Origin of the sequence: Prosthecobacter sp. (assembly GCF_044232965.1) — a bacterium.
In the GTDB taxonomy this organism is placed as follows: Bacteria; Verrucomicrobiota; Verrucomicrobiia; order Verrucomicrobiales; family Verrucomicrobiaceae; genus Prosthecobacter.
The window spans coordinates 1-24,285 of record NZ_JBIIKX010000062.1 but is presented as its reverse complement, the minus strand read 5'-3'; the positions used below and the strand labels follow the sequence as shown (position 1 = coordinate 24,285).

At 61.3% G+C, this 24,285-nt stretch carries 20 protein-coding genes; 14 read left to right on the top strand and 6 right to left on the bottom strand.

The annotated features are described in order from the left end of the window. Positions 1-11: 11 nt before the first annotated feature. The 3 genes from ACILSI_RS20700 to ACILSI_RS20690 all read right to left on the bottom strand — a co-directional run bounded on the left by ACILSI_RS20700 (position 12) and on the right by ACILSI_RS20690 (position 5,201). A complete protein-coding gene (locus tag ACILSI_RS20700; RefSeq protein ID WP_395723817.1) occupies positions 12-1,400 on the bottom strand; it encodes a sulfatase in 1,389 nt (462 codons plus the stop codon). 61 nt (positions 1,401-1,461) lie between these two features. Then, positions 1,462-2,829, bottom strand: a complete 1,368-nt coding sequence (locus tag ACILSI_RS20695; RefSeq protein ID WP_395723816.1) for a glycoside hydrolase family 130 protein — start codon at positions 2,827-2,829, stop codon at positions 1,462-1,464. Positions 2,830-2,921: 92 nt separating this feature from the next. Then, positions 2,922-5,201 carry a glycosyltransferase family 4 protein gene (locus tag ACILSI_RS20690; RefSeq protein ID WP_395723832.1) on the bottom strand — a complete coding sequence of 760 codons (2,280 nt, stop codon included), beginning with the start codon at positions 5,199-5,201 and terminating at the stop codon, positions 2,922-2,924. 218 nt (positions 5,202-5,419) lie between these two features. Here ACILSI_RS20690 and ACILSI_RS20685 point away from each other — a divergent pair, with 218 nt between their 5' ends. Beyond that, positions 5,420-6,217: a transglutaminase family protein gene (locus ACILSI_RS20685; RefSeq protein ID WP_395723815.1), complete on the top strand. Its 798-nt coding sequence runs from the start codon at positions 5,420-5,422 to the stop codon at positions 6,215-6,217. Here the strand turns inward: ACILSI_RS20685 and ACILSI_RS20680 are convergent. Together ACILSI_RS20680 and ACILSI_RS20675 are read right to left on the bottom strand one after the other, a co-directional pair. After that, positions 6,186-7,295 carry a putative zinc-binding metallopeptidase gene (locus ACILSI_RS20680; RefSeq protein ID WP_395723814.1) on the bottom strand — a complete coding sequence of 370 codons (1,110 nt, stop codon included), beginning with the start codon at positions 7,293-7,295 and terminating at the stop codon, positions 6,186-6,188. The two genes, ACILSI_RS20685 and ACILSI_RS20680, sit on opposite strands and share 32 nt — an antisense overlap. Positions 7,296-7,331: 36 nt before the next feature. Next, entirely contained in the window at positions 7,332-8,876 is a 1,545-nt protein-coding gene (locus ACILSI_RS20675; protein ID WP_395723813.1) for a serine hydrolase domain-containing protein, read from the bottom strand. A 279-nt stretch (positions 8,877-9,155) separates the two neighbouring features. On the opposite strand from ACILSI_RS20675, the gene ACILSI_RS20670 reads away from it, so the two are divergent. Genes ACILSI_RS20670 through ACILSI_RS20660 form a run of 3 tightly spaced genes read left to right on the top strand, consistent with a single transcriptional unit; the run spans position 9,156 to position 14,311 of the window. After that, positions 9,156-13,139 carry a tetratricopeptide repeat protein gene (locus ACILSI_RS20670; protein ID WP_395723812.1) on the top strand — a complete coding sequence of 1,328 codons (3,984 nt, stop codon included), beginning with the start codon at positions 9,156-9,158 and terminating at the stop codon, positions 13,137-13,139. Beyond that, positions 13,136-13,690 (top strand): ECF-type sigma factor, encoded by a 555-nt coding sequence (locus ACILSI_RS20665; protein WP_395723811.1) that lies wholly within the window; start codon positions 13,136-13,138, stop codon positions 13,688-13,690. Before ACILSI_RS20670 ends, ACILSI_RS20665 begins: the two co-directional genes overlap by 4 nt. 51 nt (positions 13,691-13,741) lie before the next feature. Further along, complete coding sequence (locus ACILSI_RS20660; protein ID WP_395723810.1) at positions 13,742-14,311, top strand: hypothetical protein; 570 nt, start codon at positions 13,742-13,744, stop codon at positions 14,309-14,311. 33 nt (positions 14,312-14,344) lie between these two features. Here ACILSI_RS20660 and ACILSI_RS20655 read toward each other — a convergent pair whose 3' ends face one another. Further along, the gene (locus ACILSI_RS20655) at positions 14,345-15,070 is read right to left on the bottom strand and encodes a uracil-DNA glycosylase family protein (RefSeq protein ID WP_395723809.1); all 726 of its coding nucleotides are present in this window, start codon (positions 15,068-15,070) and stop codon (positions 14,345-14,347) included. Positions 15,071-15,327: 257 nt separating this feature from the next. Here ACILSI_RS20655 and rpsB point away from each other — a divergent pair, with 257 nt between their 5' ends. The 10 genes from rpsB to ACILSI_RS20605 form a co-directional block, all read left to right on the top strand. Next, positions 15,328-16,023, top strand: a complete 696-nt coding sequence (rpsB, locus tag ACILSI_RS20650) for a 30S ribosomal protein S2 (RefSeq protein WP_395723808.1) — start codon at positions 15,328-15,330, stop codon at positions 16,021-16,023. A 22-nt stretch (positions 16,024-16,045) separates the two neighbouring features. Beyond that, positions 16,046-16,642, top strand: coding sequence for a translation elongation factor Ts (gene tsf / locus ACILSI_RS20645; protein WP_395723807.1), 597 nt, complete (start codon positions 16,046-16,048; stop codon positions 16,640-16,642). A 455-nt stretch (positions 16,643-17,097) separates the two neighbouring features. After that, entirely contained in the window at positions 17,098-18,162 is a 1,065-nt protein-coding gene (locus ACILSI_RS20640; protein WP_395723806.1) for a 3-deoxy-7-phosphoheptulonate synthase, read from the top strand. Beyond that, complete coding sequence (locus tag ACILSI_RS20635; RefSeq protein WP_395723805.1) at positions 18,159-19,148, top strand: bifunctional heptose 7-phosphate kinase/heptose 1-phosphate adenyltransferase; 990 nt, start codon at positions 18,159-18,161, stop codon at positions 19,146-19,148. Before ACILSI_RS20640 ends, ACILSI_RS20635 begins: the two co-directional genes overlap by 4 nt. Positions 19,149-19,224: 76 nt before the next feature. After that, on the top strand, positions 19,225-19,731 hold the full coding sequence (locus tag ACILSI_RS20630; RefSeq protein WP_395723831.1) for an SIS domain-containing protein: 507 nt from the start codon (positions 19,225-19,227) through the stop codon (positions 19,729-19,731). A 12-nt stretch (positions 19,732-19,743) separates the two neighbouring features. After that, positions 19,744-21,105 (top strand): flippase, encoded by a 1,362-nt coding sequence (locus ACILSI_RS20625; protein ID WP_395723804.1) that lies wholly within the window; start codon positions 19,744-19,746, stop codon positions 21,103-21,105. Continuing rightward, a complete protein-coding gene (locus ACILSI_RS20620) occupies positions 21,102-22,619 on the top strand; it encodes a hypothetical protein (protein ID WP_395723803.1) in 1,518 nt (505 codons plus the stop codon). Before ACILSI_RS20625 ends, ACILSI_RS20620 begins: the two co-directional genes overlap by 4 nt. Then, positions 22,616-23,359, top strand: a complete 744-nt coding sequence (locus ACILSI_RS20615; protein WP_395723802.1) for a class I SAM-dependent methyltransferase — start codon at positions 22,616-22,618, stop codon at positions 23,357-23,359. Before ACILSI_RS20620 ends, ACILSI_RS20615 begins: the two co-directional genes overlap by 4 nt. 1 nt (position 23,360) lies before the next feature. Then, entirely contained in the window at positions 23,361-24,062 is a 702-nt protein-coding gene (locus ACILSI_RS20610) for a class I SAM-dependent methyltransferase (protein ID WP_395723801.1), read from the top strand. After that, positions 24,059-24,285, top strand: a 227-nt coding sequence (locus ACILSI_RS20605) for a hypothetical protein (RefSeq protein ID WP_395723800.1), incomplete at its 3' end; no start/stop codon positions are given. The genes ACILSI_RS20610 and ACILSI_RS20605, both read left to right, overlap by 4 nt.

Sequence of the window (24,285 nt, the reverse complement as noted above, 5' to 3'; positions counted from 1 at the left end):
GGCGATGCGTCTCAAGGCAAGAGCGGCATCGGCTTCTCGATGAAACCCGCCTCGCGCTGACCGCTGCCAGGACGATCCACATCGCCGAGGTCGGCACGGGCCTTCTCCGCGAGCGCCGTCAGTTTCGCCACGATCTCAGGGTGCTGCGCGGAAACCTCGTGCTCCTCGCCCACATCATGCCGCACATCGTAAAGCGCGAGCTTCACCGGCTCGCGCTTGCGCTGTAGATTGGCGAATTTGCCCTCCAACGGCAGATACAGCTTCCAATCGCCCGCCCGCACAGCCTGAAGCTGCTCCATGCGGTAAAAGAAGAAGCCGTCATCATCCCAGGGCGATTTCGTGCCCGCCGCATCAAACAGGATTGGGCGAATGTCATGCCCGTCGATCTTGTGCTGAGGAGGCTTGGTTTCTGCCAGGGCGGCCAAAGTGGGCAGCATGTCCATGGTGGAGCAGAGCGCATCGTTCACGGCTGCGGCGGGGATTTTTCCCGGCCAGCGCATCACGCAAGGCATGCGCATCGCACCTTCGGAGGTGTCGTAGCCTGAGCCGCGATACGGGGCGTTGCTGCCCTGCGGCGGATTGCGTTTCACCGCGCCGTTGTCGGACGTCCAGACGATGAGCGTGGTCTCCTCAAGTTTCAGGCGCTTCAGCGCGGCCATGATCTCGCCCGTGCTCCAGTCCAGCTCCTCCACCGAGTCGCCGTACTCGCCGTTGGCGCTTTTGCCGCGAAACTTCTCGCTCGAAAACGGATGCTGGGTCGATCCGGGCATGGTGTGCGGCAGATAGAGGAAGAACGGGCCGCTTTGATGCGCCTCGATAAAACGAACCGCCTCCTCGGTGCAGCGTTTCACGAGATGATCACGGTCCGCCGGCGCCTCGATGACTTTTTCGCCGCGCATTAGCGGCAGCTCCGGCCAGAGATCCGGCTTTTTGTCCTTCGTCATGTCATCGCTGTAAGGAATGCCGAAAAAATCGTCAAAGCCCTGCCGCGTGGGCAGAAACTCCGGCTGATCGCCGAGATGCCATTTGCCGACGCACATCGTCGCATAACCCGCGCCTTTCAAAACCTCCGCGATGGTCACTTCGGATGGATTCAGCCCCTTCTGCGCCACTGGTTGCAGCACCGCGCCGCCCGTGGCGCTGGCCTGCATGTTCAAACGGCACGGATAGCAGCCGGTCATGAGCGATGCACGGCTCGGTGTGCAGACGCCGCTGGCCACATAAAAGCTCGTGAACTTCGTCCCCTCCGCCGCCAGCCGGTCCACATTCGGCGTGCGGTGCAGTTTGGAGCCAAAGCAGCCAAGATCACCGTTGCCGAAGTTATCGACGAAAATGATGATGATGTTCGGCTTCGCGGCGAAAGCGCTCGTGCAGAGCAGCAAAAGGAGGAGTAAGCGCATGCCACGAAAACGTGCCGAGGTCTTCCGCTCCTTCGTCAAGACAGGTGGAATAGCCTGAGGCTCACGAGCTTGCCTTCAAGGCTTCCAGCAGCTCATCCACCGACATGCTCGCAATCGCGGACGCTTTGTCGCTCATCGCATACGGCAGGATCAGCTCCCGGCCATGCAGCATGGAACCGCAGCTATAAACAACGTTCGGCACATAGCCCTCACGTTCATTGCCCTCAGGGCAGAGCAAGGGATCACGAAGTCGGCCGATAACTTTGGTGGGATCGTTCAAATCCAGCAGGACAGCACCGATACAGTACTTCCTCATCGGGCCGACGCCGTGGGTGATGACGAGCCAGCCGGCCTCGGTTTCGATGGGCGAGCCGCAGTTGCCGATTTTGACGGACTCCCACATCGCGGACGGACGCAGGATGACATGCGGGTTGCTCCAGTGGTGGAGGTTGTCGGAAAACATGATGAAGAGATTCTCATCGTCCTGTCTCGACAGCATCGCATAGCGGCCGTTAACACGGCGCGGAAACAATGCCATGCCCTTGTTCTGCACGGCGCTGCCATTGAGCGTGAGCACGCGGAAGTGAAGGAAGTCCTGCGTCTCGATGAATTGCGGCAGGATGGCACGGCCATTGTAGGCGGTGTAGGTGGCACAATACATCGCCGAGCCGTCGTCGTCGATGAAACGGACGAAGCGGGCGTCCTCAATGCCGTTGGTCTCGTTGGGCGAGACGGGGAAGATGATGCGCTCGCTCATAGCGAGCTTGGAGGAGAAGTTGATTTCGTAATTGGAGTCGGCAAGCCAGCGAAAGCACTCCAATGCACGGCGCAGTTCGCGGCCGACAGGTTTGGATTCGCGGCGCACTTGCCGCATGCTTTCGTCCAGCTCACTGAGGGTGAAGGCATCCTTCAGTGGATCCATCACGGCCGTCGCCGGACCGCCCACGAATCCCATTTCCTGAAGCTTCGTGATGAAGCGCGATTTCTTGTAGGTGGGGTTGGGCACGACCTCCGGCAGCGCGACCAAACGCGAGACTGGCTCCACGCTGATGGTGCCATCCGACGTGATGACGCCGGTGCGGAACTCAATGGAGGAGATGTGCCCCTCGCCTGTGGCACGCAGGCTCATGATGAAGCGCAGGCCGCCCTCAGGCACGCTGCTTTGATCAGGATGCGGCACGATGGAGGGATTGAACAGCGCGGCGGACTCCAGCGCATACTCGCCAGAGAACAAGGCACCGATGAGCAACTGCCGCACGCGTGACAGAGTCGCCTGCGGTGCGATGTGAGAGCGCACCTTTTCATAGTGCGCGAGCAGATGTAACTCGATGTCGAAATGCCGCGATTCGAACTCCGCCAGGATCGCCTGCAACTGCGTGTCGGCCTCCGCTTCGCTTAGCGCGAGGGCGCGGGTCAAAATGTTGGCCAAGATCTGGGGTTTTCCCGGAATGAATGGACGGATGATGACACGACCGCTTTCAGGCTGAAAAATCACATTATGACGGCGAAGGCGGACAGAGCTCATGGGGCGTGGGGCGGTGGGATCAGGTGCTCTGCGCAGTTCATCTCTGCGAGGGCGAGGTGGAAGGCCAGCGTGGACTCCGCGCCTTGGTTTTCATTCACACGATCGTGGTGCAGGCCATCCCCGCAGCCACCGGTGGTGGAATCATAAATGGGCAGACCGAGATCGTTGCGGCCGAGGAACCATTCGAAGACACGTTTGGCCTCTCGCGACCACGAGGCATCACGCGTGGCACGCGATGCCTCATGACATGCGGCGACCATGGCCTGGGCTTCGAGCGGTTGCTGGTCGAAGTCGGCACGAGCACCGTCGCGCTGGTAAAAGCCGTTGCTACCGATGGGGCGGAAGCAGCCGGACTGGGTCTTTTGAATCGACACGAGCCAGCGCAGTGATTTGAGGCCGATCTCAAAGGCCTCAGGGTTCGGCATCCACTGGCCGCTGAGGATGAGCGCCTGGCTGAAGCGCGCATTTTCATACGTCACGCTGTCTTCAAACCACGGCCAGTCTTCGGTGGCACAGTCTTTCCAGCGCTGCACAAGACGGTCGGTGAGCGTCACGCGCATGGCGTTGATCTGCGCGTTGCCGGTGAACTGGCGCAAATATTCGTGAATGCCCAGCAAGGTGAAACTCCACGCCCGTGGCGAGATGAATCCCTCTACGGCGGCGAGACCACGCTCAAACAACTGTGCTGATAGCCGGCGGTGGCCTTCGTTGCGCGAACGACCTGCACCGATGCCTGCGGCCCATAAGGCACGCGCATGGCTGTCCTCGCTGCCGGCCTCTTCGAGCCATTGGCGGCCATGGCTCATGAAATTTCGGAAGCGGCCCGTCTTGTAATCCAAAGCGGCGGCAAGGAAGGCGAGGTAGCTCGTGGCGAGCTTGCCGAGGTTTTCCGCCGGTGGCTGGTCGGCCAGTTCATCGAGCATGCTGCACAGGATGAAGGCGCGGGCGTTGTCATCGGTGCAGTAGCCTTCGTGGAAATTCGGCACGTTGAAAATCGCGTGCTGGAAGATGCCGGTGCCATCGCTCATGCGCACGATGTGGTCCAGGCGCAGCGGCGGCAGCTTATAGGGCCGGTTTTCGAGCGTCCAGCCGGCGAATGCGGCGCGCGGCGAGGCTTTGCGGTCCGCGCGGGCATGCTGGAACGATTCGAGATAACGCTGCGCCACCGCCGGCCAGATCATCTCTCGCCCCATCGCGTGGGCGTCATGGCGGATCTTTTCTTTCCGCTCCGGATCGTCCAGCAGGCCGCACACGCCTTCGGAGATGGCCTGGGGATTGCGGAAAGGAACAAGAACACCGCGTCCGTCCGCCAGCAACTCCTGCGCGTGCCAGTAAGGCGTGGAAACGACGGCTTTCCCCGCCCCAAACACATACGCCAGCGTGCCTGAGGTGATCTGTGCCTCGTTGAGATAGGGCGTCAGGTAAACATCCGTCGCACCGATGAACTCTTTCAAGTCATCCTGTGACACGAAGCGGTTGTAAAAGATGACGTTCTCCTTCACGCCGCGATCTTCCGCCAGTCGTTCGAGACTGAGGCGGTAGCGCTCGCCCTCACGTGCGAGCAACTGCGGATGCGTGGCTCCGAGTACGAGATAGACGACGTTCGGATGTTGCCGCACGATCTCTGGCAGCGCCTCAATGGCGTGCTCGATGCCCTTGCCCGGACCCAGCAGGCCGAAGGTCAGCAGCACCGTGCGTCCCTGCACGCCGAACTGCTCCTTGTAGAAGCTCGAGTCCACAAACGGCATGTCCGGGATGCCATGCGGGATGATGTCCACCTTGGCCTCCGGCACGGCATAAACATCGCGCAGAATCTCCGCGCCTTTGTGCGCCATGACGATCAGGCGGTCGCTGCGGCGCACGAGTTCGTCCATCACTAGTCGTTGCGCCGCGTTCGGATCACGAAGCACCGTGTGCAGCGTCGTCACCACCGGCATGCGCACCTCTTTGAGCAGTGCCAGCAGATGACTGCCTGCCGGGCCGCCGTAGATGCCGAACTCATGCTGCACGCAGAGCACGTCCGCGTTGTTGAAGTTCAAAAAATCCGCCGTACGCCGATAAGAATCCAGGTCCTTCTCCAGCAGCTCAAAGCGCACTCGCGACGGATACTCGTAGCCCTCCACACGATCATTCACCGCACAGACAATGCACTCCGTCTCCGGAGCCGCGCCAGCCACCGCCTCAGCCAGATCATGAGTGAACGTTGCGATTCCACAGAGCCGGGGCAGATAGTCCCCCAGAAAAGCGATGCGCTTCGGCAAAGCGGAAGTGCTCAGGATAATTCTTTCCAACGCTGCGACATACCACAGCAGACAGCCTGCGTGTTCTTTAAGCAATGGGGACTTCACCCCATTCACAGCATCAGCAGCATCACCACTCGCACAGATTTCGTGACTTCCTGGGTGCCTGCGGCGATTCCGGTTGCCCTTCCGGCGTCACCGTCGAGAGGGGGCTTTCTGCAACGCGGCATTCATGCTTCGTCCAAGCTCACCTCATGATCCTTGATGCCTCCTGCCAGCTCGATTACCAAACCTCCGAGGAGGTGCCTGCCATCTTCATGCTGCGTCCGCGCAGCGGCTGGGCGCAGTGGATCATGCGGGAGGAGTTTCACACGCGCCCACATGTGCCAGTGATGGAGTTTGCCGACGTGTATGGCAATCTCTGCCAGCGCATCGTGATGCCCCCAGGCTCGTTTCATCTCTCCGTGCAGTGCCGCGCCCAGGTGGCGGATACCGTGGATGAAGACCCCGGAGTGCCGCTGCTGCTGGTGCAAAACCTGCCACCTGAGGTGCTGCACTACCTGCTGCCGAGCCGCTACTGCCAGTCCGACCAGTTGTCCGTGCTGGCCGCCTCGATCGTCGGTCATCTGCCGCCCAGCTTTGAGCGCGTGTCGGCGATCTGCGCCTGGATCTGCCAAAACATCGCCAACATCCAGGGCTGCACCGACAGCTCGACCTCGGCGCTGGACACCGCCAGCACGCGGCAAGGCGTGTGCCGTGACTTTGCCCATCTGGCCATCGCGCTGTGCCGGGCGATCAACGTGCCGGCGCGCATGGTGGTGGGTTTCTTGTACCAGCTCCACCCGATGGATCTGCACGCGTGGTTCGAGGCCTACATCGGCGGGCGGTGGTATACCTTTGACGCCACTGAAAGCGTGACCCGTGGCAACCGCATCGTCGTGGCCTACGGGCGTGACGCCGCCGATGTGGCGCTGGCGACGCTGTTTGGCTCGTTCACGATGCAGAGCATGAGCGTGAGCGTCACTCCGGCGACGTTTGTGCCTGCGTATTGACCCCGGGCTCGGGAGATTCCGGCACGGGCGTTTTCCAAACCGTCGCGTAATGATGCGCCAGCCGCAGTTTCTGCGCCACGCGTACCGGGATGACAAAGGGATACAACGCATGCTCGCCGAGGCTGTGAGAAATCTCATTGAGCACGGTGGAGAGGCACATCCAGCGTTGCAGCCAGGCCAGGAACTCACCATCGGCGATGCCGTCCTGCGGCAGCATCGCGGGCAGCGTCCCCGCCTCGCCCGGCAGCATCACCAGCGGCAGCGCGAGGTGCTTCACCTGGATGCCCAGGCTTTCGCAGGTCTCCAGGCCGTCCACGATTTGCAAATAATGCGCCCAGGTCTCCGCCCAGTCCTCCCAAGGGTGTGAGGCCGCGTAGGCGGTGATGAAGCGCTGCTCCCAGCCCGCCGGCGCCCCGCGCTGATAGTGCGCGTTCAATGCCGACGCATAATCCAGCCACTCGTCACCAAAGCGCTCGCGAAACGCCAGCCGCAGCGGGTTGTCCCAGGCCAGTTCTGAAAGGCAGCGCTGCCAGAGATAATGAGCGCTCTCATGGCGGAAGTGCCCCAGCAGCGTGCGGCTGTTCTCCCCGAGCTGCTGGCGGTTGATCTGCCGGTAGGTGTCGTCCGCTTCTTCGAGGTTCACCGTGATCACGCCATTGAGATGCCCCGTCGTCACCGTGGGGTTGGAAAGCGTGCTGACGATGTCAAAGGCCAGTCCCGTCTTGGGGTTTTCGGCCTTGGTTGGCAGCGTGATGCCCAGGTGCAGCAGCGTGTAGATGAGCCGTCGCTTCGCCATCTCGGTGCGGCCCCACAGCATCAGATTTCGTGCCGTGCCGAGGTCTGGAATCGTGCGGTTCATGCCACAGGCCATGCACAGCGTCTCTTTGGCATCCGCCGACAGCGCCCAGTTGCACACGCCATGCTTCACGCCGTTGGCGCAGCGTTTCAGCTTTCCTTCGGGCCGCAGCCGCACGAGCAGGCCCTGCGCTGGATCATAGCCGACCACGCCTCCGCACTTCAGGCACTTGGAACTGCCGAAGAAGAGCACATTGCCGCAGTCGCAGGTGAATCGTTGCATGGAGCATGTTCTCCATCGCCGCGTTTCATCGCGATGTCATGCGATTGCACGGCCTTTTAGCGGCGCACGCAGATCTTTCGCTTTCGGATTCATCGCGGTGATGCTGTTGAGGAAGGTGATCGTCACGCCATCGCCGTCGAACTTGCAGGTCAGTGTGTCGCTGTGTGGTGTTTCGTAATAGCGCCAGGTCAAAACGAGTGTGGTGTCATCGGTCCACGTCGCGCTGGCGGCGATCTTTGACGGCATGGCGGTTTTGGGCCTGCCGCCTGAAATGAGACGTGGTGGTGTGCCGGGGAAGACCGCCTCGTCGTGATTCCAGGATTCGAGACCGCAGGTGATGGAATGGGCATCGGCCTTGAACACGCATCGGTCGCCTTCGAACGCGAACGAGACGGTTTGGAGGCCGAGAGCGTTCGTTTCGAGCTGGTAAGGCTTGTGGGTGAGCGTGGGCGAGGTTTTGCGGCCCTTCGGCGGCATGAGCTTGAGCGTCTTGAGTTGGCTCAAATCGGCTGCTTGCGGTGATTTGGCATCGAAGGCGGGCAGCAGGTGCTTCCAGACGAGATCAAGCTGGCCCTGCATGTTTTTGTTCTCGCTCGTCATCACGATCACCGCGTCCTGCTCTGGCAAAACGATGGTGAACTGGCCAAACGCACCATCGCCTCGGAACGCGGTGCCCTGGCAGCGCCAGAACTGGTAGCCGTAGCCTTGCAGCCAGTCGTTCTGCGCCTTCGGGCGGTCTTTTTTGTCCTCGCCCGGCTGCTGGATGTGAAAGCATGTGGCTTCCTCGATCCACGCGGCGGGAAGAAGCTGCTTGCCATTCCACTTCCCCTTTTGCAGTAGAAGTTGGCCGAACTTCGCGAGTCCCTCGCTCTGAATGCTCAGGCCCCAGCCGCCGGTATTGATGCCACGCGGACAACTTTCCCAGCGCATGCCGCTGATGCCGAGCGGTTCAAACAAACGCGGCGTGAGGTAATCGAGAATCGTTTGCCCCGTGACCTTTTGCACAATGGCGGAGCACATGTAGGTGGCCGCGCTGTTGTACATGAACTGAGTGCCCGGCTTGTGCGCGATGGTTTGCGCCAGAAAGGTGCGCACCCAGTTTTCCTCCTTCACGCAGGCCTGCGTCGGCTCCTTCTCATTGCCGGTGGCCATGGTGAGCAGATCCTTCACTCGCATCGCCGCGAGGTTGTCGCTGACCTTCGCGGGCAGATCATCCGGGAAAAACGAGATCACCTTGTCCTCCACGCTCATCTTGCCTTCCGCGACGGCGAAACCGACCGCTGTGGAGGTGAAGCTCTTGCTCATCGAGTACATCGTGTGAACGAGATCCGGCCCGTATGGCTCCCACCAGCCCTCCGCGATGACTTGGCCGCGCCGCAACATCATGAAGCTGTGCAGCTCCATTTTTTCACGCTCCACCGCCTCGATAAAGTCGAGGATCGCCTTTGCTGACACACCTTGCGCCTCCGGCGTGCTGCGAGCGAGCCGGGCGGTGCTGGCTTCCGCGAAGGTTTTCGGAATCCACAGACTGAACGAAGCGAGACTGGCGTGCTTGAGGAAGGAGCGGCGGGCGGTGGTCATGTGGAGGGAGGTTACAGAGATGATCTTGGAATCAGCAAGCCTGAACTGTGCTCCAGGACGGCTCATCTTTTTTCTTCTGCCGCGACTCGCCACCGCGATGGCGGAACTGAGAAAAAACGACGCCGCCGGGGCAGAGGGATGAGTGAGGAAGTTTCAGGGTGGCCGTTCCCGCAGCATGAACGTCCAAGCCGGCTGCCTCTCTCGTCTGGGAGCCAAAATCTGCCGCCCGGTGAAATTCGATGATCCTTTTGCTCGCCAAATCTCGCATGAGCAGGTGAAATGAACACTCCCATGACGACTCCGCCGCCTTCAAATAGCGCTGAAAGCCTTCTCATGGCCGCGCTGGATCATGCGCCCGAAGGCCGTGAGGCTTTCCTCATCACGGCTTGCGGGAATGATGCGGTCCTCTTTACGGAAGTGAGTGCGCTGCTCGCCGCGCATGAGGCGATGCCGACGGGTTTCCTTACCGAGCCCGCAGTGAATAGCTTCACGGACAGTGATCTCGGCGCCACGATCAAAGCGGCTCCCGGCACGTTGCCCCCCAACCATACCGTCGAGCGTGAAGGCGAGCGGATCGGGCGTTACAAACTTTTGCAGGAGATCGGCGAGGGCGGCTTCGGCACGGTCTGGATGGCGGAGCAGATGGAGCCGGTGTCGCGGCGCGTGGCACTCAAGATCATCAAACTCGGCATGGACACGCGCGAAGTCATCGCACGCTTCGAGCAGGAACGCCAAGCGCTGGCCATGATGGATCATCCGAACATCGCGAAGGTCTTCGATGCTGGCACGACGGAGAAGGGGCGGCCGTTCTTCGTCATGGAGCTGGTCAAAGGGATGCCCATCACGCAATACTGCAACGAGGCCGCGCTGGGCACGCGCGAGCGGCTCGCACTCTTTGGCGACGTGTGCGCGGCGATCAACCACGCGCATCAAAAGGGTATCATCCACCGGGACATCAAGCCCTCCAACGTGATTGTCACCCTCCACGGCGACAAGCCGGTGGTGAAGGTCATCGACTTCGGCATCGCCAAGGCCACGCAGGGCAAGCTCACGGACAAGACGCTCTTCACGCGCTTCGACCAGTTCGTCGGCACACCGGTTTACATGAGCCCGGAACAGGCCAGTCTCAGCGGGCTGGACATCGACACGCGCAGCGACATCTACGCGCTGGGCATCCTGCTTTACGAGCTGCTGGTGGGCAAACCGCCCTTCGACGGCAAGTCGCTGCTCTCCGCCGGTTACGAGGAAATGCGGCGCATCATCCGGGAGGTGGAGCCACCCAAGCCCTCGTCGCGTCTCAGCACGGTGACGGCGGAGGAGCGCAGCACGCTGGCGAAAGCGCGGCAGATCGCGCCGGAGAAGCTCAGCCGCCTGGTGGAACCGGACCTGGACTGGATCGTGATGAAGGCCATCGAGAAGGACCGCACGCGCCGCTACGAGACGGCCAGCGCCTTCGCGCAGGACATTGTACGCTTCCTCGCGGACGAGCCGGTGAGCGCCACACCGCCGAGCGCGGGCTATCAGTTGCGCAAGTTCGTGCGGAGGAACAAAGCCGCGCTGCGGGTGGCGGCGCTCATCGCGGCTGTGCTGGTCGCCGCGACTGCCGTAAGCACCTGGCAGGCGATCCGTGCAACGGCCGAGCGCGACGCGAAGGATGTGGCGCTGCGGAACGCGAAAGCCATCTCGACGTTCCTCACCGAAGTCTTCCAAAGCCCCGACCCGACGCGCGACGGTCGCACCATCACGGTGGCAGAGACGCTCGATAAAGCCGCAAAGAGACTCGAATCCGACCTCTCCACCCAGCCCGAGCGCCGGGCGCAGTTGCAATACACCCTCGCCGAAACCTACCACGCCCTCGGCCTCGACGCTCAGGCCATCCCGCTAATGGAGAAAGTGCGAAATCACGAACTCGCCACAGTGGGACCAGAGCACCTTAATACCATCACAACGAATCAGAGCCTGGCGGTTTGCTACCACGCCGTCGGTCGGCGGGAGGAGGCGCTCAAGCTGCAAGAGGAAGTGCTGGCGCTGCAACGCAAGCTGCTTGGACCGGAGCATGCAGACACGCTCGCTGCTATGGGCAACCTGGCGGGTTTCTACTCCGACGCCGGACGCAAAGACGAGGCGCTCAAGATCCAGGAGGAAGTGCTGGCGTTCAGCAAGAAGAACCTCGGCCCGGAGCATCCCGACACGCTCGCTGCGATCAACAATCTGGCAGGTTTCTATTTCCGTGCCGGCCGCCGCGACGAGGCGCTCAAGATGTGGGAGGAAGTGCTGGCACTGCGCCGCAAAATGCTCGGCCCGGAGCACCCCGAGACGCTTGGGGGAATGAACAATCTGGCGCTTTCCTACTTTGAAGCCGGACGCAAGGATGAGGCGCTCAAGATGCGGGAGGAAGTGTTGACGCTGAGCCGTAAAGTGAGAGGCCCGGAACACCCCGACACCCTCCTGGCGATGTCCAATCTGGCGAGTTCTTACGCAGTAGCCGGTCGCCACGAAGACGCGCTTAAGATGCAGGAGGGAGTTCTACAACTCAGTCGAGACAAGCTCGGCCCTGAGCATCCCAACACGCTCATGGCGATGTCCAATCTGGCGACTGGATATTTTAAAGCCGGACGCAAGGAGGAGGCGCTCAAGCTTCAAGAGGAAGTGCTGACGCTTTTCCGCAAGGTAAGAGGCCCTGAGCACCTCGACACGCTCCTGACGATGAAGAACCTGGCGAGTTCCTACTCCGGCGCTCGACGCCACGAAGAGGCCATCAAGCTGGGAGAGGAAATGCTTCCGCTCCGCCGCAAGGTGAGCGGCCCTGAGCACCCCGACACGTTCGCGGTGATGGCAGACCTGTCGCTTTCCTACCACGAGGTCGGCCGCAAGCAGGAGGCCCTGAAAATGCGCGAGGAATTGCTGTCCTGGAGTAGGAGGGTGAACGGCCCGGAACACCTCACGACACTCGAGGTGATGAGCAACTTGGCGACTTCCTACTTCGACTGCGGTCGCAAGGACGAGGCGCTCAAGATGCGTGAGGAAGCGCTACCCCTTTTCCTTAAAGTGAGCGGTCCCGAGCACCCTGATACCCTCGCGGCGATGAACAACCTGGCGTTTTCCTACCTCGACTCCGGTCGCAAGGACGAGGCCCTCAAAATGCGCGAAGAAGTGCTCCCCCTCTACGTCAAAGTGTGCGGTTCCGAGCACCCCGGCACCCTCATGGCCGTGGGCAACCTGGCGGCTTCCTACGCAGCCACTGGTCGTCACGAAGAGGCCATAAAGCTCGGAGAGGCGGTGCTTCCGCTCCGCCGCAAGGTGCTCGGCCCTCAGGACCCCGATGCGTTCTCGGTAATGGAAAATCTTGCGGGTTCCTACGCAGCCACTGATCGTCCTGAAGAGGCCATCAAGCTCGGAGAGGAAGTGCTTGCGCTCCGCCGTAAGGTGCTCGGTCCTGATCACCCCGATGCGCTCTCGGTAATGGGAAACCTGGCCGGTTCCTACTTTCACGCCGGACGCAAGGAAGAGTCGCTCAAGCTGCGCGAGGAGACGCTGGCGCTCTGCCGCAAAGTGCTGGCCCCGCAGCACCCCGACACGCTCATGGCGATGAGATACCTGGCAAGCGCCTTGTTCCAGGCTGGCCGCCTTGAAGATTCTGCAAAAACCTTCTCCGAAATCACCGAGTTTCTGCGTCTGGCAGGACAGGGGCCGGAATCGGAAATGCAGGTCACCTTTCACGGGGCCATTGCCCAAGTAGCGGATGAGTTGACCAAAGGCCCGATACCGCCCGACGCCATCGCTCGTTACTACGCGGAGCATCAGGAGGCGTTTCGTCAGACTTCGGTACGAATCCACATGATCACCATCCCTCGTGAAGAGGCCAAGGAAGCGCGGGACGCGCAGCGGCAGAAGGTGGAGGCCTTGCGCGCGAAGATCGAGGGCGGAACGCCCTTCGCGGATGTGGCCAAAGAGCATTCGAAGGATGCCTATGCCGAGGACGGCGGTGAACGCGGGACCGTCGAGCGCGGCACGTTGCGGGCAGACCTCGACAAAGTGGTTTTCACTGCAAAACCGGGAACACCGGTGATCCATGAGGACGAGACGTTCCTCTGGATTCTCCAGGTGGACGACCGCAAGGAAGGAGAGATCGCACCCCTGGAGAAAGCCCAAGAGAGGATCACCCAGATCCTGCGTGAGCAAAAGCGCGACGAACTGATCCAAAAATGGCAGCAGGAAGCCCGCAAGAAGGTGGAACTCGAATCACCGGCGAAGAAGCCATGAGCGACGTCACCCGGCTCCTTGATGCCATCCAGCACGGAGATGCCCGTGCCGGAGACGAACTGCTTGAGCAGGTCTATGCGGAGCTGCGCCAGCTGGCCCGCGCAAAGATGGCGCGTGAGCAGGCGGGACACACGCTGCAACCCACGGCGCTCGTGCATGAAGCGTGGATGCGTCTTGGTGATCAGCCGTTTGAAAACCGCGCGCACTTTTTCGCGGCCGCTGCGGAGGCGATGCGGCGCATCCTCATCGAGCGCGCACGGCGAAAGCTGGCGGCGTGTCACGGAGCCAACGCCGAGCACATCGACGCCCACGACATCGAGATCGCCGCGCCGATTGAAAAAAACGGCGAACTCTTCGCCGTGCATGAGGCGCTCGACGCGCTCGCCGTACACGATGCCCGCAAGGCCGAGCTAGTGAAGCTGCGCTACTTCGTCGGTCTCTCGATTGAAGAAGCCGCCGAAGTCCTCAACATCTCCGCACCGACGGCGAAGCGCGACTGGACCTATGCGAAGGTGTGGCTGTACCGCACCATCAGCGCTGCACGCGGATGAATCGTCCCGGCCGCGACAAGAAAACACCGGGCGGTTCGTTTATGCCGCACCATGAAGACTACCACCACACTCATCATCGGCTTCGCACTCGCATGCGGAGCGGTCGCCCAGGAGGCCAAAGAAAACCCGAAACAAGCGCTGCAGAGCCTGATGGAACGTGCCCGTGACGCCAAGGCCGCCGGTCGTTTCGACGAGGCGAAGGAACTTGCGGAGCAGGCGGAGAAAATCCAGCATGGGCTTCAGGGTCACGACAGTGCGAAAAAACCGCAGAAGCACGCGGAAAAACATCCGGGCAAGGACATGCCCCACTTCAAAGGCCCGGAGGCCGAGCGCTTGCAGCACATCATGCAGGCCGTGGAGCACCTGCATGCCGCAGGCTTGCATGAGCCGGCCAAAAACATCGAGGAGATCGCCCAAAACCTGCGGCGTGAGCTGGAGGAACGCATGAAGCGGGAACAGGCCGAGGCCCATGGCAAAGAAAAACATCCTGGCGAGATGAAGGCCCACGCCGAGCTGGAAGAAATGCGCCAGCAGATGCGGCGGATGGCGGAAATGATCGAGCAACTCCAGGCGGAACTCAGGAAGCGTGACCCGGACAAGATTCAGCCGCTGAATCAGTGAGCGTCTCGCTCTTCTCGACTGGAAGCTCTTTTCTCACTCCCAAATTCCGAGCTTCACGAGCTGCTTCGTGGCGGCTCCGGCCCAGTCGCGGTTGGCGGCGGGGCTGGCGGGGCTGGGGTGGAGAACGCGGCCGGTTTTGAATGAGCCGTTCATGGCCTCGTGGGCGCGGACGGCGCAGGCTTCGGCATAGGCACCGACGCCGATGACCCACTCCGGTTTCAAAGCGGTGATGACGGTCTGAAGGTGCGTGTCGCAGTGCTGGTTGAGCACGGCGGCCTCGGCGGCGGGGAGCTTGTCGGGCGTGAAGTTGCGACCGCCGGACTCGATGAAGACAAGCGGGCAGTAGTTGGCGACGAAGTGATCTTTGAAAAAGGCCTCCGCCTGGCCGAAACGCTGCGCGAAGTGGCCCCAGAGCCGCCTGCCGCTGACTTCGGACTGCGGGCAGTCGAAACCGAGCACGGGGCGCTTGGGATGCTCGCGCTCCGGTTTGCCCACGGGTTCGCGGATGCCCATCCAATCGCGCACGGCGGCGATCTCGCCGAAGGGGACACCGGTCTGTGTCATGCCAAAAGGACCGGGATTCATGCCGATGAAGACGACGCGCTTCGTTTGGCCACCAAAACGCCGCAAATACGCCTCATGCGGTGCCCAGGCGTAGTCGAGCGGTTGGTAAACGTAGTCCACCGGCTCGGCAAAGAGCAGCGGGCGGAGGGATTCACGCAGGGTCAGGGCGGCGGAGACAAGGGCGTCGGCGGGCATGGGAAGGCGGATGATTATCGTCTCCGGCAGTGAAAGCAAACCCGGTGGGAAGGGGCAGGGGAGAGCTGGCGGGGCCGGTTGGTGGCGGAAAAACCGCTTGCCGCACCAGGGGATGCCGCTAACATCGCGGCCCTTTTGCCGGTCCACGTTGGTCCGGCCAAGGGATTTAACACCCAGCCCGTTCGACCGGATCAGCCTCCCCAGGCTGAGCGCTTTTCAAAACAGCGTGCGGAAGACAGGCACCCCTCAACACACACATGTCCACACCGATCCTTGCCGAGCTCGTCGAAGCCGGCGTCCACTTTGGTCACCAGACCAAGCGTTGGAACCCTAAGATGAAGAAATTCATCATGGGCACCAAGAACCAGATCCACATCCTCAACATCGAGGAAACCGTGGGCCAGATTGACAAGGCGGCCGAATTCCTGGCCGACCTCGCCCGCAAAGGCAAAAAAATCCTCTTCGTCGGCTGCAAGCGCCAGGCGCAGGAAGCCATCAAAGAGGCCGCCGAGGCCTGCGGCCAGTTCTACGTCAACCATCGCTGGCTGGGCGGCACGCTCACCAACATGGAGACGATCAAGAAGAGCATCGCCCGCCTCAATTACCTCGAAGACATCGAGAACAAGCCTGAGTTCAAGCTCATGTCCAAGAAGGAACTCGCCAGCCTCAACCGCGAGCGCATCAAGCTGGAGCGCAACCTGCGCGGCATCCGCCACATGGGCCGCATCCCTGACGCCGCCGTCATCGTCGATTCCGCCCGCGAGCACATCGCCGTGCATGAGTCCCGCCGCCTGGGCATCCCAATCGTCGCCCTCGTCGATACGAACGCCGACCCGAACATCATCGACTACCCGATTGCCGCCAACGACGACGCCATCCGCTCCATCCGCATCATCCTGCAGAAGCTGATCGACCCCGTCATCGTCGCCACCGCCGAAGCCAAGAAAGACTAATCTTCACCCCCACTTATCGACAATGGCTGAAATCACCGCGAAACTCGTCATGACCCTGCGTGAGAAGACCAACGCAGGCATGATGGAATGCAAAAAAGCCCTCACCGAAGCCGCAGGCGACCTCGAGAAGGCTGAAACCATCCTCCGCAAAAGCGGCACCATCAAGGCTGAGAAAAAGGCCGACCGCCAGACGAAGGAAGGCATCATCGCCTCCTACATCCACATGGCCGGTCGCATCGGCGTGCTGATCGAAGTGAACTGCGAGACCGACTTCGTCGCCCGCAATGAAAACTTCCAAGCGCTCGTGAAGGACATCTCCCTCCACATCGCCGCCTCCAACCCTCGCTTCCTCCAGCGCGACGACGTCCCTGCGGACCTCGTCGCCAAGGAGCGTGAAATCGGAGCTGAGCTGGTCAAAGGCAAGCCTGCCAACATCGTGGACAAGATCGTGGACGGCAAAATGGAGAAATTCTACGCCGACAACTGCTTGCTGGAGCAAGCCTTCATCAAGGATCCCGATCTCACCATCGCGAACCTGATCAAAGGCAAAATCACCGAGCTGGGCGAGAACCTTGTCGTCCGCCGTTTTACCCGCTACGCCGTGGGCGAGGACATCTGATCGAAGCCTTCAGATCTCACCAACCTCAGGAAAGGCGGTCGGCAACGACCGCCTTTTTTTCATTCATCAATTAGCCACCAAAGCCAGTGCGCACGATGGACAAATGCTTTATATTTAGTTTTGCTAAATTATCAAATACATGCAAAATTACTGTAATTGACATATTATCCATTCATGGCGAACGCCTATTTGGAACTCATGCCCGCGTCTCGTGCGCACCCCATCTCCATCGTTTTTGCGGTGGTGCCTGAGCTTTGGGCACCAAGGGCGGCAGCGTGGTTCAAACCTGGGTTAAGGCAGGTCAAGCACTGTCAAGAGGGTCAAGGCGGTAGCTTTTTGACCTCTTGACCATCCCTTGACGCCTTGACCGCATCCCCACCAAAACCCGCAACTTTCAGTTTCTTCCCGGCCAGAATCCTCCATTCTGCGCCCCCGTTTTTCGCCCCCTTTTCACCGTGAGTCTTTCGCATCCCACTGACGACCTCCGCGTCGCCGAAATCCTGCCTCTCATCCAGCCCGCCCTGCTCATGCATGAGTTTCGGCTCGGAGAGCTTGAATCCGCCTTCATCGAAGACTCGCGCAAGCGTGCCGAGGCGATCCTGAATCTCAAAGACGACCGCCTGCTGGTGGTCGTCGGTCCTTGCTCGATCCACGACACCAAGTCCGCGCTCGAATACGCCCAGCACATCATTGAGGCGCGGCAGAAGTACGGTGCCGACCTGGAGATCGTCATGCGCGTGTATTTTGAAAAGCCGCGCACCACGGTCGGTTGGAAGGGGTTCATCAACGATCCGCATCTCGACGGCACGTTTGACATCAACAGCGGGCTGCGGGGCGCACGTGATCTGCTCATCAAGCTCACGAAACGCGGTGTTCCGGCCGGCACGGAGTTTCTCGACGTGATCACGCCGCAGTACATCGCTGATGTGGTCGTCTGGGGCGCGATCGGTGCCCGCACGACGGAAAGCCAGGTGCATCGCCAGCTTGCTTCCGGTTTGTCCATGCCGGTTGGCTTCAAAAACGGCACGGATGGCGGCATCCAGGTCGCGCTGGATGCCATCGAGGCCGCCAAAGGCCAGCACTGCTTCCTGTCCGTAACGAAGGACGGCGTCGCCGCCATCGTGAACACGAAGGGCAACAACGCCTGCCACGTCATCCTGCGCGGAGGCAAAGGTGGCACCAATTTCGATGCGGCGGCCATCAAGACCGTCGCCGATCAACTCACCGCCCGTGGCCTGCCCGCCAGCGTCATGGTCGATTGCAGCCACGGCAACAGTTTGAAGGACTACCGCAAGCAGCCCGTCGCCTCCGCCTCCATCGCCGAGCAGATCAGCGGTGGCAGCAAGGCCATCACCGGTGTGATGATCGAAAGCCATCTCGTCGAAGGCCGCCAGGACGCCAAACCCGGCCAGCCGCTCACTTACGGCCAGAGCATCACCGACGCCTGCGTCTCCTGGGAGACCACGGAAGCCATGCTCGACCAACTCGCCGCCGCTGTCCGCGACCGCCGCCGCAAATGACTTTTACCCGCGAACAACTCCAGCGCCTCGCGGCCGGCCGCATTCTCGTCATCGGGGATGTGATGCTTGACCACTTCATCTGGGGGCATGTCCGCCGCATTTCGCCCGAGGCACCGGTGCCCATCGTCGAGGTCACGCGTGAGGAGTTTTATCCAGGTGGTGCGGCCAACGTCGCCCGTAACATCTCGCCTTTCTCACCGCACACGCACCTCATGGGGCGTGTGGGCAAGGATATGGCCGCCGACCGCCTGCGTGCGCTTCTGATTGAAGACAAAGTCGATCCCGCGCCGCTTCTCGTTCACGAAACACTGCCCACAATCTCCAAAGCCCGCGTCTCCGCCCGTCAGCAGCAGATCGTCCGCGTGGATCGCGAAAAATTGCTGCCGCTGACCGATGCCGAACTCATCGATGTGGAGCAGCGCGTGCGTGATCTCGCGCCGAACCTCGACGCCATCATCCTCGAAGACTATGGCAAAGGCTTCATGACCGAAAAGCTCATGCAGTTGGTCGCCAAGATCGCCGCCGAGCACCAGCTCATCGTCACCGTCGATCCATCGCCGCGAAATCCGCTGTCTTGGGCCGGGGTTTCAATCGTGAAGCCGAACCGCCTCGAAGCCTTCGCCGCCGCCGGACTTGAAGATCATCTCCTCCCCGGCCCGCCGCTTGAAAATAAGGAGCTGCTCGAAGTCGGCCGCGTTCTGCTCGCTAAATGGAACGTCACCAGCGTGCTTGTGACCCTGGGCGAGCATGGCATGATGCTGTTTGAGCGCGATCATGCACCGCACCACATTCCCACGCGTGCTCGTGAGGTGTTTGACGTCTCCGGCGCCGGAGACACCGCCATCGCGCTGCTCACGCTTGCGCTCGCAGCAGAGTTTTCGCTGCATGACGCCGCTGACATCGCCAACCACGCCAGCGGCATCGTCGTCGGCAAGCTCGGCACCGCCACCTTGACGCCCGACGAGCTTCTCGCAGCCTTCTCGTGACATGAGCACTGATTTCTCCTCCCTTTTCAAAACGCATCTCGGCGAGCACCAGGACGCCATCGCGAAACTCAGCGCGATGAGCGATCAAATCGCCCCGCTGGCCGACGCGTGGCTTACCGCGCTGCGAAACGGCAAAAAAATCATCTTCTTCGGCAACGGTGGCAGCGCCGCCGACGCGCAGCATCTCGCCGCCGAGCTCGTGGTGCGTTACCGCATCAACCGTCCCGCTCTCGCCGGACTCGCCTTGACCACGGACACCTCGATCCTCACCGCGCACAGCAACGACTTCGGTTACGACACCGTTTTCGCGCGCCAGATCGAGGCTCTCGCTCAGCCCGGTGATGTCGTGCTCGGCATCTCCACGAGTGGCACGAGTAAAAATGTCCTTCTTGGTCTTCAGGCCGCGAACAAGCGCGGTTGCGTTACCATCGCCTTCACCGGCGAAAAAGGCGCGGATTGCGCCGCTGAGGCCAAACTAAGCTTCAAAGCCCCGTCTGCGATCACCGCACGCGTCCAGGAATGCCATCTCCTCATCGGGCATCTCCTCTGCGATGTCGCGGAGCAAACTTTCGCCACCGCCTGAACGGCGGTCTTCATGAACGAAACTTCCCAGCCCGCGCCTCACCCGCGCGCTGGCCTGCACCGCATGGTGTCCGGCTTCTCGCAGTCAGTCGTGCTGCGCGTGCTACGGCTTGGCATCAACGTGGTCATCACCGGCCTGCTCGCCCGTCACCTTGGCAGCGCGGGTTTTGGCGCTCTTGCGGCCAGTCTCGCGCTGGTGTCGCTGCTTTACACGCTGGCCGAGCTTGGCATGGGCCGCGTGCTGGTGCGCGAGCTGCTGCGTGATGGGGCGGACCAGGCCGCGCTGATGGGTTCCAGCTTTTACACGCGTCTCACCACTGGCATCGCGCTCTTTGCCGCGCTGGCCGCGTATGCGCTCGTCTTCGAGCCTGCGCATGCCTCGCTGCTGCTCATTTACGGCCTCGCTCTGCTCACGCATGCCGCCACGGATGTGCTCGCATGGTTTGAGGCCGAGCGTCACATGCCAGCGGCCACCTGGTGCCAGTTTGGCGGCTTCACACTGAGCGTCGTTGCCATCGTGGCGGGCATCCTGTGGCATGCGCCGCTGTGGTTCTTTGCGCTCACTTTCATCATCGAATGCCTCGTGACTGCTGCGGCTCTGTTTGCCCGCTACCATCAGCTTGGGGGTGCATGGAGGACGTGGCGCTGGGAAAAAATCCTCTCCTTCCGTCTGCTGCGCGAGTCGTGGTATGAGATCGCTACCCAGCTCACACTGCTCATGCTGCTACGCCTGGACGCGGTCATGGTGCAGGCCATGCGGGGCGAGACCGAGGCTGGTTATTACAGCGCCGCCGTTCGCATCTCCGAAGTCGCCTACTTCATCCCGATGATGCTTGCCGGCTTCATGCTGCCGCCGCTCATGCAGCGAAAGCAGTCCGGAGCGCCGGATTATCGTGACCGTGTGGCCGACTACTTCGGGGTCAGCCTTGCCATCACCCTGCCGATCGCTCTTGGCATTGTGTTCACCTCCGGGTGGCTGGTGAGCCTGTTGTTCGGCTCCGGCTTCCTCCCTGCGGCCCCGATGCTCACCGTGCATGCCTGGGCGCTCATTCCCTTCGCGCTGGGCATCGTCAGGACGCAGTATCTCACCATCGAGGGCAAACTTTGGGCCAACATCCCGGCAGTGGCCGCCGCTCTCATCATCAACATCGTGCTGAACTGGCTTTGGATTCCTGCGCACGGCGGTCTAGGGGCCGCGTGGGCCACCTTGATCGCCTACAGCGCCGCCTGGGTGGTCAGCACGCCCTGCATGGCCGCCACGCGCGATCTCACGGGTCTCATGCTGCGCGGAGTCATCCGTCTTCCGCATCTCCTGCAAGACACTCGTGCGCGTCTGCGGCATTCACGTTTCCTCGGCACTCAGTCACATCCATGAATCGCGGTAATCCAGGTGCTTCAGCCGTCATCGCCATGCTCATGCTCGGCGGGTTGTATGCCGTCGCCTCGGTCTTGCTCACTGAGGGCAACACCATCGGCCAGATGTCCATGTATCTCATGGTCGGTGGCTTTCTGCTGTCCTTGATGGCGCCGCGACTCGGATTCTACATCTGGATCATCTTCTGCGGTTACAACGACCTCCTCAAGCGCCTCCTTGTCGTCGGCGGCCGTGTCACTCAGGAGGATTTGAAATTCGTCCTCGGCATCACACCCGCCATGTTCGCCGGTGTCGTCGTCGCGCTCGTCTTCAGCGGCTTGATGGGTTCGCGCCGCATCACCGGTCGCGATTGGCTGCTTTTCGTTGTTGGCATTTTTCTCATGCTCCTCGCTGCGGCGATCGCGGTCACGCAGAGCGGCGCGGGCCTCAATGGCGTCCTTCAAAGCATCGCCAACAACGGCCTCTACTCGCTTCTGCTCTTTGTCGTTCCACTGCTGCTGGCTGACAAGGCCAGCCTGATCGCGCTTTGGAAGTGTCTCGTGCTCACGTGGTTGCCAGTGTCCATCTATGGCGTGTTCCAGCAGGTCAACGGTTTCGCCGATTTTGAGATCGAGTACCTGCTCAGCGGCCTCAGCATCGAGATCAAGCAGCTCTACACCAACGAAGTCCGCGCCTTCTCCACATTGAACTCTCCCACGGCGCTTTCCATCGTGGATGCCGTGCTTGCCGTGTCCAGCCTGCTGCTTGGATTCATGTATCGTGGGAAAAACGGCCAGCCAGTCATCGCCCGTACGTTGGCGTTGTTCTGCTTCTTTGCGCACACCGCAGGCCTTATCGCCTCCACAGGCCGGTCCTCCCTGCTGATTCTGCCCACCGCTCTCATCGGCACCTGGTGCTTCGCCTCGCACGGGCGCACCAAGGTTTTTTACACCACCGTGGCCGCCTCATTTCTGCTGCTCGTCGCCTCATCGGGCTGGCTGATCAATCATCTTGAGGAAATGAACGAACGCGCTCTTTCGCTTGGAGCGCCGGGCGCCTTCATCTCACGCATGGTCATGGTCGGCACTTACTGGGACCGGCTGACCGGCTTTTCCAACGTGCTCATGAACCCCAAGGCCTGGTCGCTGTTTGGCTATGGCCAGGCTGAGGATGGCACCGGCATGTATTACTACCACGATCCCATCTCGGAAATCCTCATGCGTTACGGGGCGGTCACGCTTGTCATCGTCATCGGAGTCGTCGTTTTCATGCTGAGCTGGTTTCATAAGCAGGCCTGGCAGATCGAGTCCAAGCCAGACCGCCAGTTCGCCTCCGCCATGATCGCCCTGGCCTTTTCCATCATGCTCGTCTCCGCCGTCAGCGGTTCAGTGATGACAGTTTTCCCGGTGAATGTTTTCTTCTGGCTGGCCTGCGCCGCCGTGCTCGGTCTTTCCAAGCGTCCGACCTCCGTGCGGCCATCTGCCGCGCCACAGGGCCATCCCCAGCAGCCTTTCCAACACTCCATCTCGCCATGAGCGCCTACTACGAGACCTACTGGCAGAAGTCCGATGGCTGGACGCCTGACAAAGGCGTGAACCATCCCGTGGAGCGGGCGATTTTCGCCCGTCTGCTCAAGCCGGGCATGCGGCTCATCGACTACGGCTGTGGCAATGGCGAGCGTTACGGCCGCGACATGCTCGCTCGGCAGATCGACTACCGTGGCTTCGACATTTCCGAAACCGCGCTCGCCAACGCCGCGCAACTCGGCCTCAACGTCGCCCGCATCGCCGCCGATGGCAGTCTGCCCATCGAAAACGCCAGCGCCGACTGCGCCATGTGCTTCGAGGTGCTTGAGCATCTCATGGAGCCTGACAGTGCTCTCATTGCCATTCTTCGCGCACTCAAACCCGGCGCGTCTGCCGTCTTCAGCGTGCCGAACGCCGCGCACTACACACAGCGCATCGAGTTTCTGCTCACCGGCTTCTGGAATCCTGGTGGCAGCCCGCTCACCGCGCGCAAATCCCCCTGGCGCGATCCGCACATCCGCTTCTTCAATCCTTCCATGCTGCGCCGCATGCTCGAAGCGAACGGGTTTGAGGTCGCGGAGATCATCGGCGAGCCCTTCATGCTGCAAGCCCTGCCCTGGCTCTACAAACAGGAAAAACTCTTCCCGCTGTTGAACGTGCTCTCCAAACCGTTCGCCTGGCTCGGCACGCTGTTCCCCGGCTTCTGGTCGGCGCGCCTGTTCGCCATCGCAAGGAAACCTCAGGCTTGATATGCTTCGTCCTCTGCTCCGCCGCTTCTGCTACACGGCCAACACCATTCGCTACCGCGTTGAATGGCCGCGTTTGCGCGAGGCCTTTGCCAAGGTGCCTCCGGCACAGACCCTGTTCGACGGCGGAGCCGGTTCGGGCGAGTTTTTGCGCCGTGCGCTGGCCGCAGGTTTTGCCAACAAGGTCATCGCGCTCGAATTCGACGCCAGCAACTTCACGCGCCTCCAGGAAAACCTCGGCAACGATCCGCGTGCTCGGTTGATGCGCGGCTCATTGCTCGAAATTCCGCTCGACGATGAAAGCGTGGACATGGTGATGAGCACGCAGGTCATTGAGCACATCCAGGATCATGAAAAAGCGGCGGCTGAGCTCTGCCGCATCCTCAAGCCCGGTGGTCATGCCCTCATCACCGTTCCGCATCCCCCCGAGCCCTTTCCCAATGACGGCCACTGCCGTGAAGGTTACACCACCGAGGATCTGACGGCGCTTTTTTCCCCGCAGGGCATGACGGCGTTGCACACCGATTACTTTCTCACGCGCACGACGACGAACCGCATGGCCTTCGCATGGCGGCTTCCGGCGCACGGCGTCTTTCTTCCGGTCGCGTGGGTTGATGCCGAAAAAGGGCTCAGCTCGGAGCAAAGACGCGCCGGCACGCCTTACGGCATTCTCATGCTGTTCCAGAAACAGCCCCGTCAGCAGTGAGACTTCTCATCATCGACCCCAACATGAATCTCTCCAGCCCGTCCATGAAAGGCGTGGTGAGTTCACTTGCGGCATGGAAAGAGCGCGGCATCGAAGCCGAGGTCTGGTGCTGGACTTGCGATGACCACCTGCCCGCCACCATTCGCAAACTGCCGCGCATCGGCGATGTGCGTCTCCTCGGCGGCTTTGCCTTTTCCTGGCTCGTCTTTTGGCGTGCGTGGTG

Excerpts from the sequence above, each read along its gene's own strand:
- ACILSI_RS20700 (WP_395723817.1), bottom strand. The coding sequence starts at position 1,400 with ATGCGCTTACTCCTCCTTTTGCTGCTCTGCACGAGCGCTTTCGCCGCG.
- ACILSI_RS20685 (WP_395723815.1), top strand. The coding sequence starts at position 5,420 with ATGATCCTTGATGCCTCCTGCCAGCTCGATTACCAAACCTCCGAGGAG.
- ACILSI_RS20680 (WP_395723814.1), bottom strand. The coding sequence starts at position 7,295 with ATGCAACGATTCACCTGCGACTGCGGCAATGTGCTCTTCTTCGGCAGT.
- ACILSI_RS20675 (WP_395723813.1), bottom strand. The coding sequence starts at position 8,876 with ATGACCACCGCCCGCCGCTCCTTCCTCAAGCACGCCAGTCTCGCTTCG.
- ACILSI_RS20670 (WP_395723812.1), top strand. The coding sequence starts at position 9,156 with ATGAACACTCCCATGACGACTCCGCCGCCTTCAAATAGCGCTGAAAGC.
- ACILSI_RS20665 (WP_395723811.1), top strand. The coding sequence starts at position 13,136 with ATGAGCGACGTCACCCGGCTCCTTGATGCCATCCAGCACGGAGATGCC.
- ACILSI_RS20660 (WP_395723810.1), top strand. The coding sequence starts at position 13,742 with ATGAAGACTACCACCACACTCATCATCGGCTTCGCACTCGCATGCGGA.
- ACILSI_RS20655 (WP_395723809.1), bottom strand. The coding sequence starts at position 15,070 with ATGCCCGCCGACGCCCTTGTCTCCGCCGCCCTGACCCTGCGTGAATCC.
- rpsB (WP_395723808.1), top strand. The coding sequence starts at position 15,328 with ATGTCCACACCGATCCTTGCCGAGCTCGTCGAAGCCGGCGTCCACTTT.
- tsf (WP_395723807.1), top strand. The coding sequence starts at position 16,046 with ATGGCTGAAATCACCGCGAAACTCGTCATGACCCTGCGTGAGAAGACC.
- ACILSI_RS20635 (WP_395723805.1), top strand. The coding sequence starts at position 18,159 with ATGACTTTTACCCGCGAACAACTCCAGCGCCTCGCGGCCGGCCGCATT.
- ACILSI_RS20630 (WP_395723831.1), top strand. The coding sequence starts at position 19,225 with ATGAGCGATCAAATCGCCCCGCTGGCCGACGCGTGGCTTACCGCGCTG.
- ACILSI_RS20625 (WP_395723804.1), top strand. The coding sequence starts at position 19,744 with ATGAACGAAACTTCCCAGCCCGCGCCTCACCCGCGCGCTGGCCTGCAC.
- ACILSI_RS20620 (WP_395723803.1), top strand. The coding sequence starts at position 21,102 with ATGAATCGCGGTAATCCAGGTGCTTCAGCCGTCATCGCCATGCTCATG.
- ACILSI_RS20615 (WP_395723802.1), top strand. The coding sequence starts at position 22,616 with ATGAGCGCCTACTACGAGACCTACTGGCAGAAGTCCGATGGCTGGACG.
- ACILSI_RS20610 (WP_395723801.1), top strand. The coding sequence starts at position 23,361 with ATGCTTCGTCCTCTGCTCCGCCGCTTCTGCTACACGGCCAACACCATT.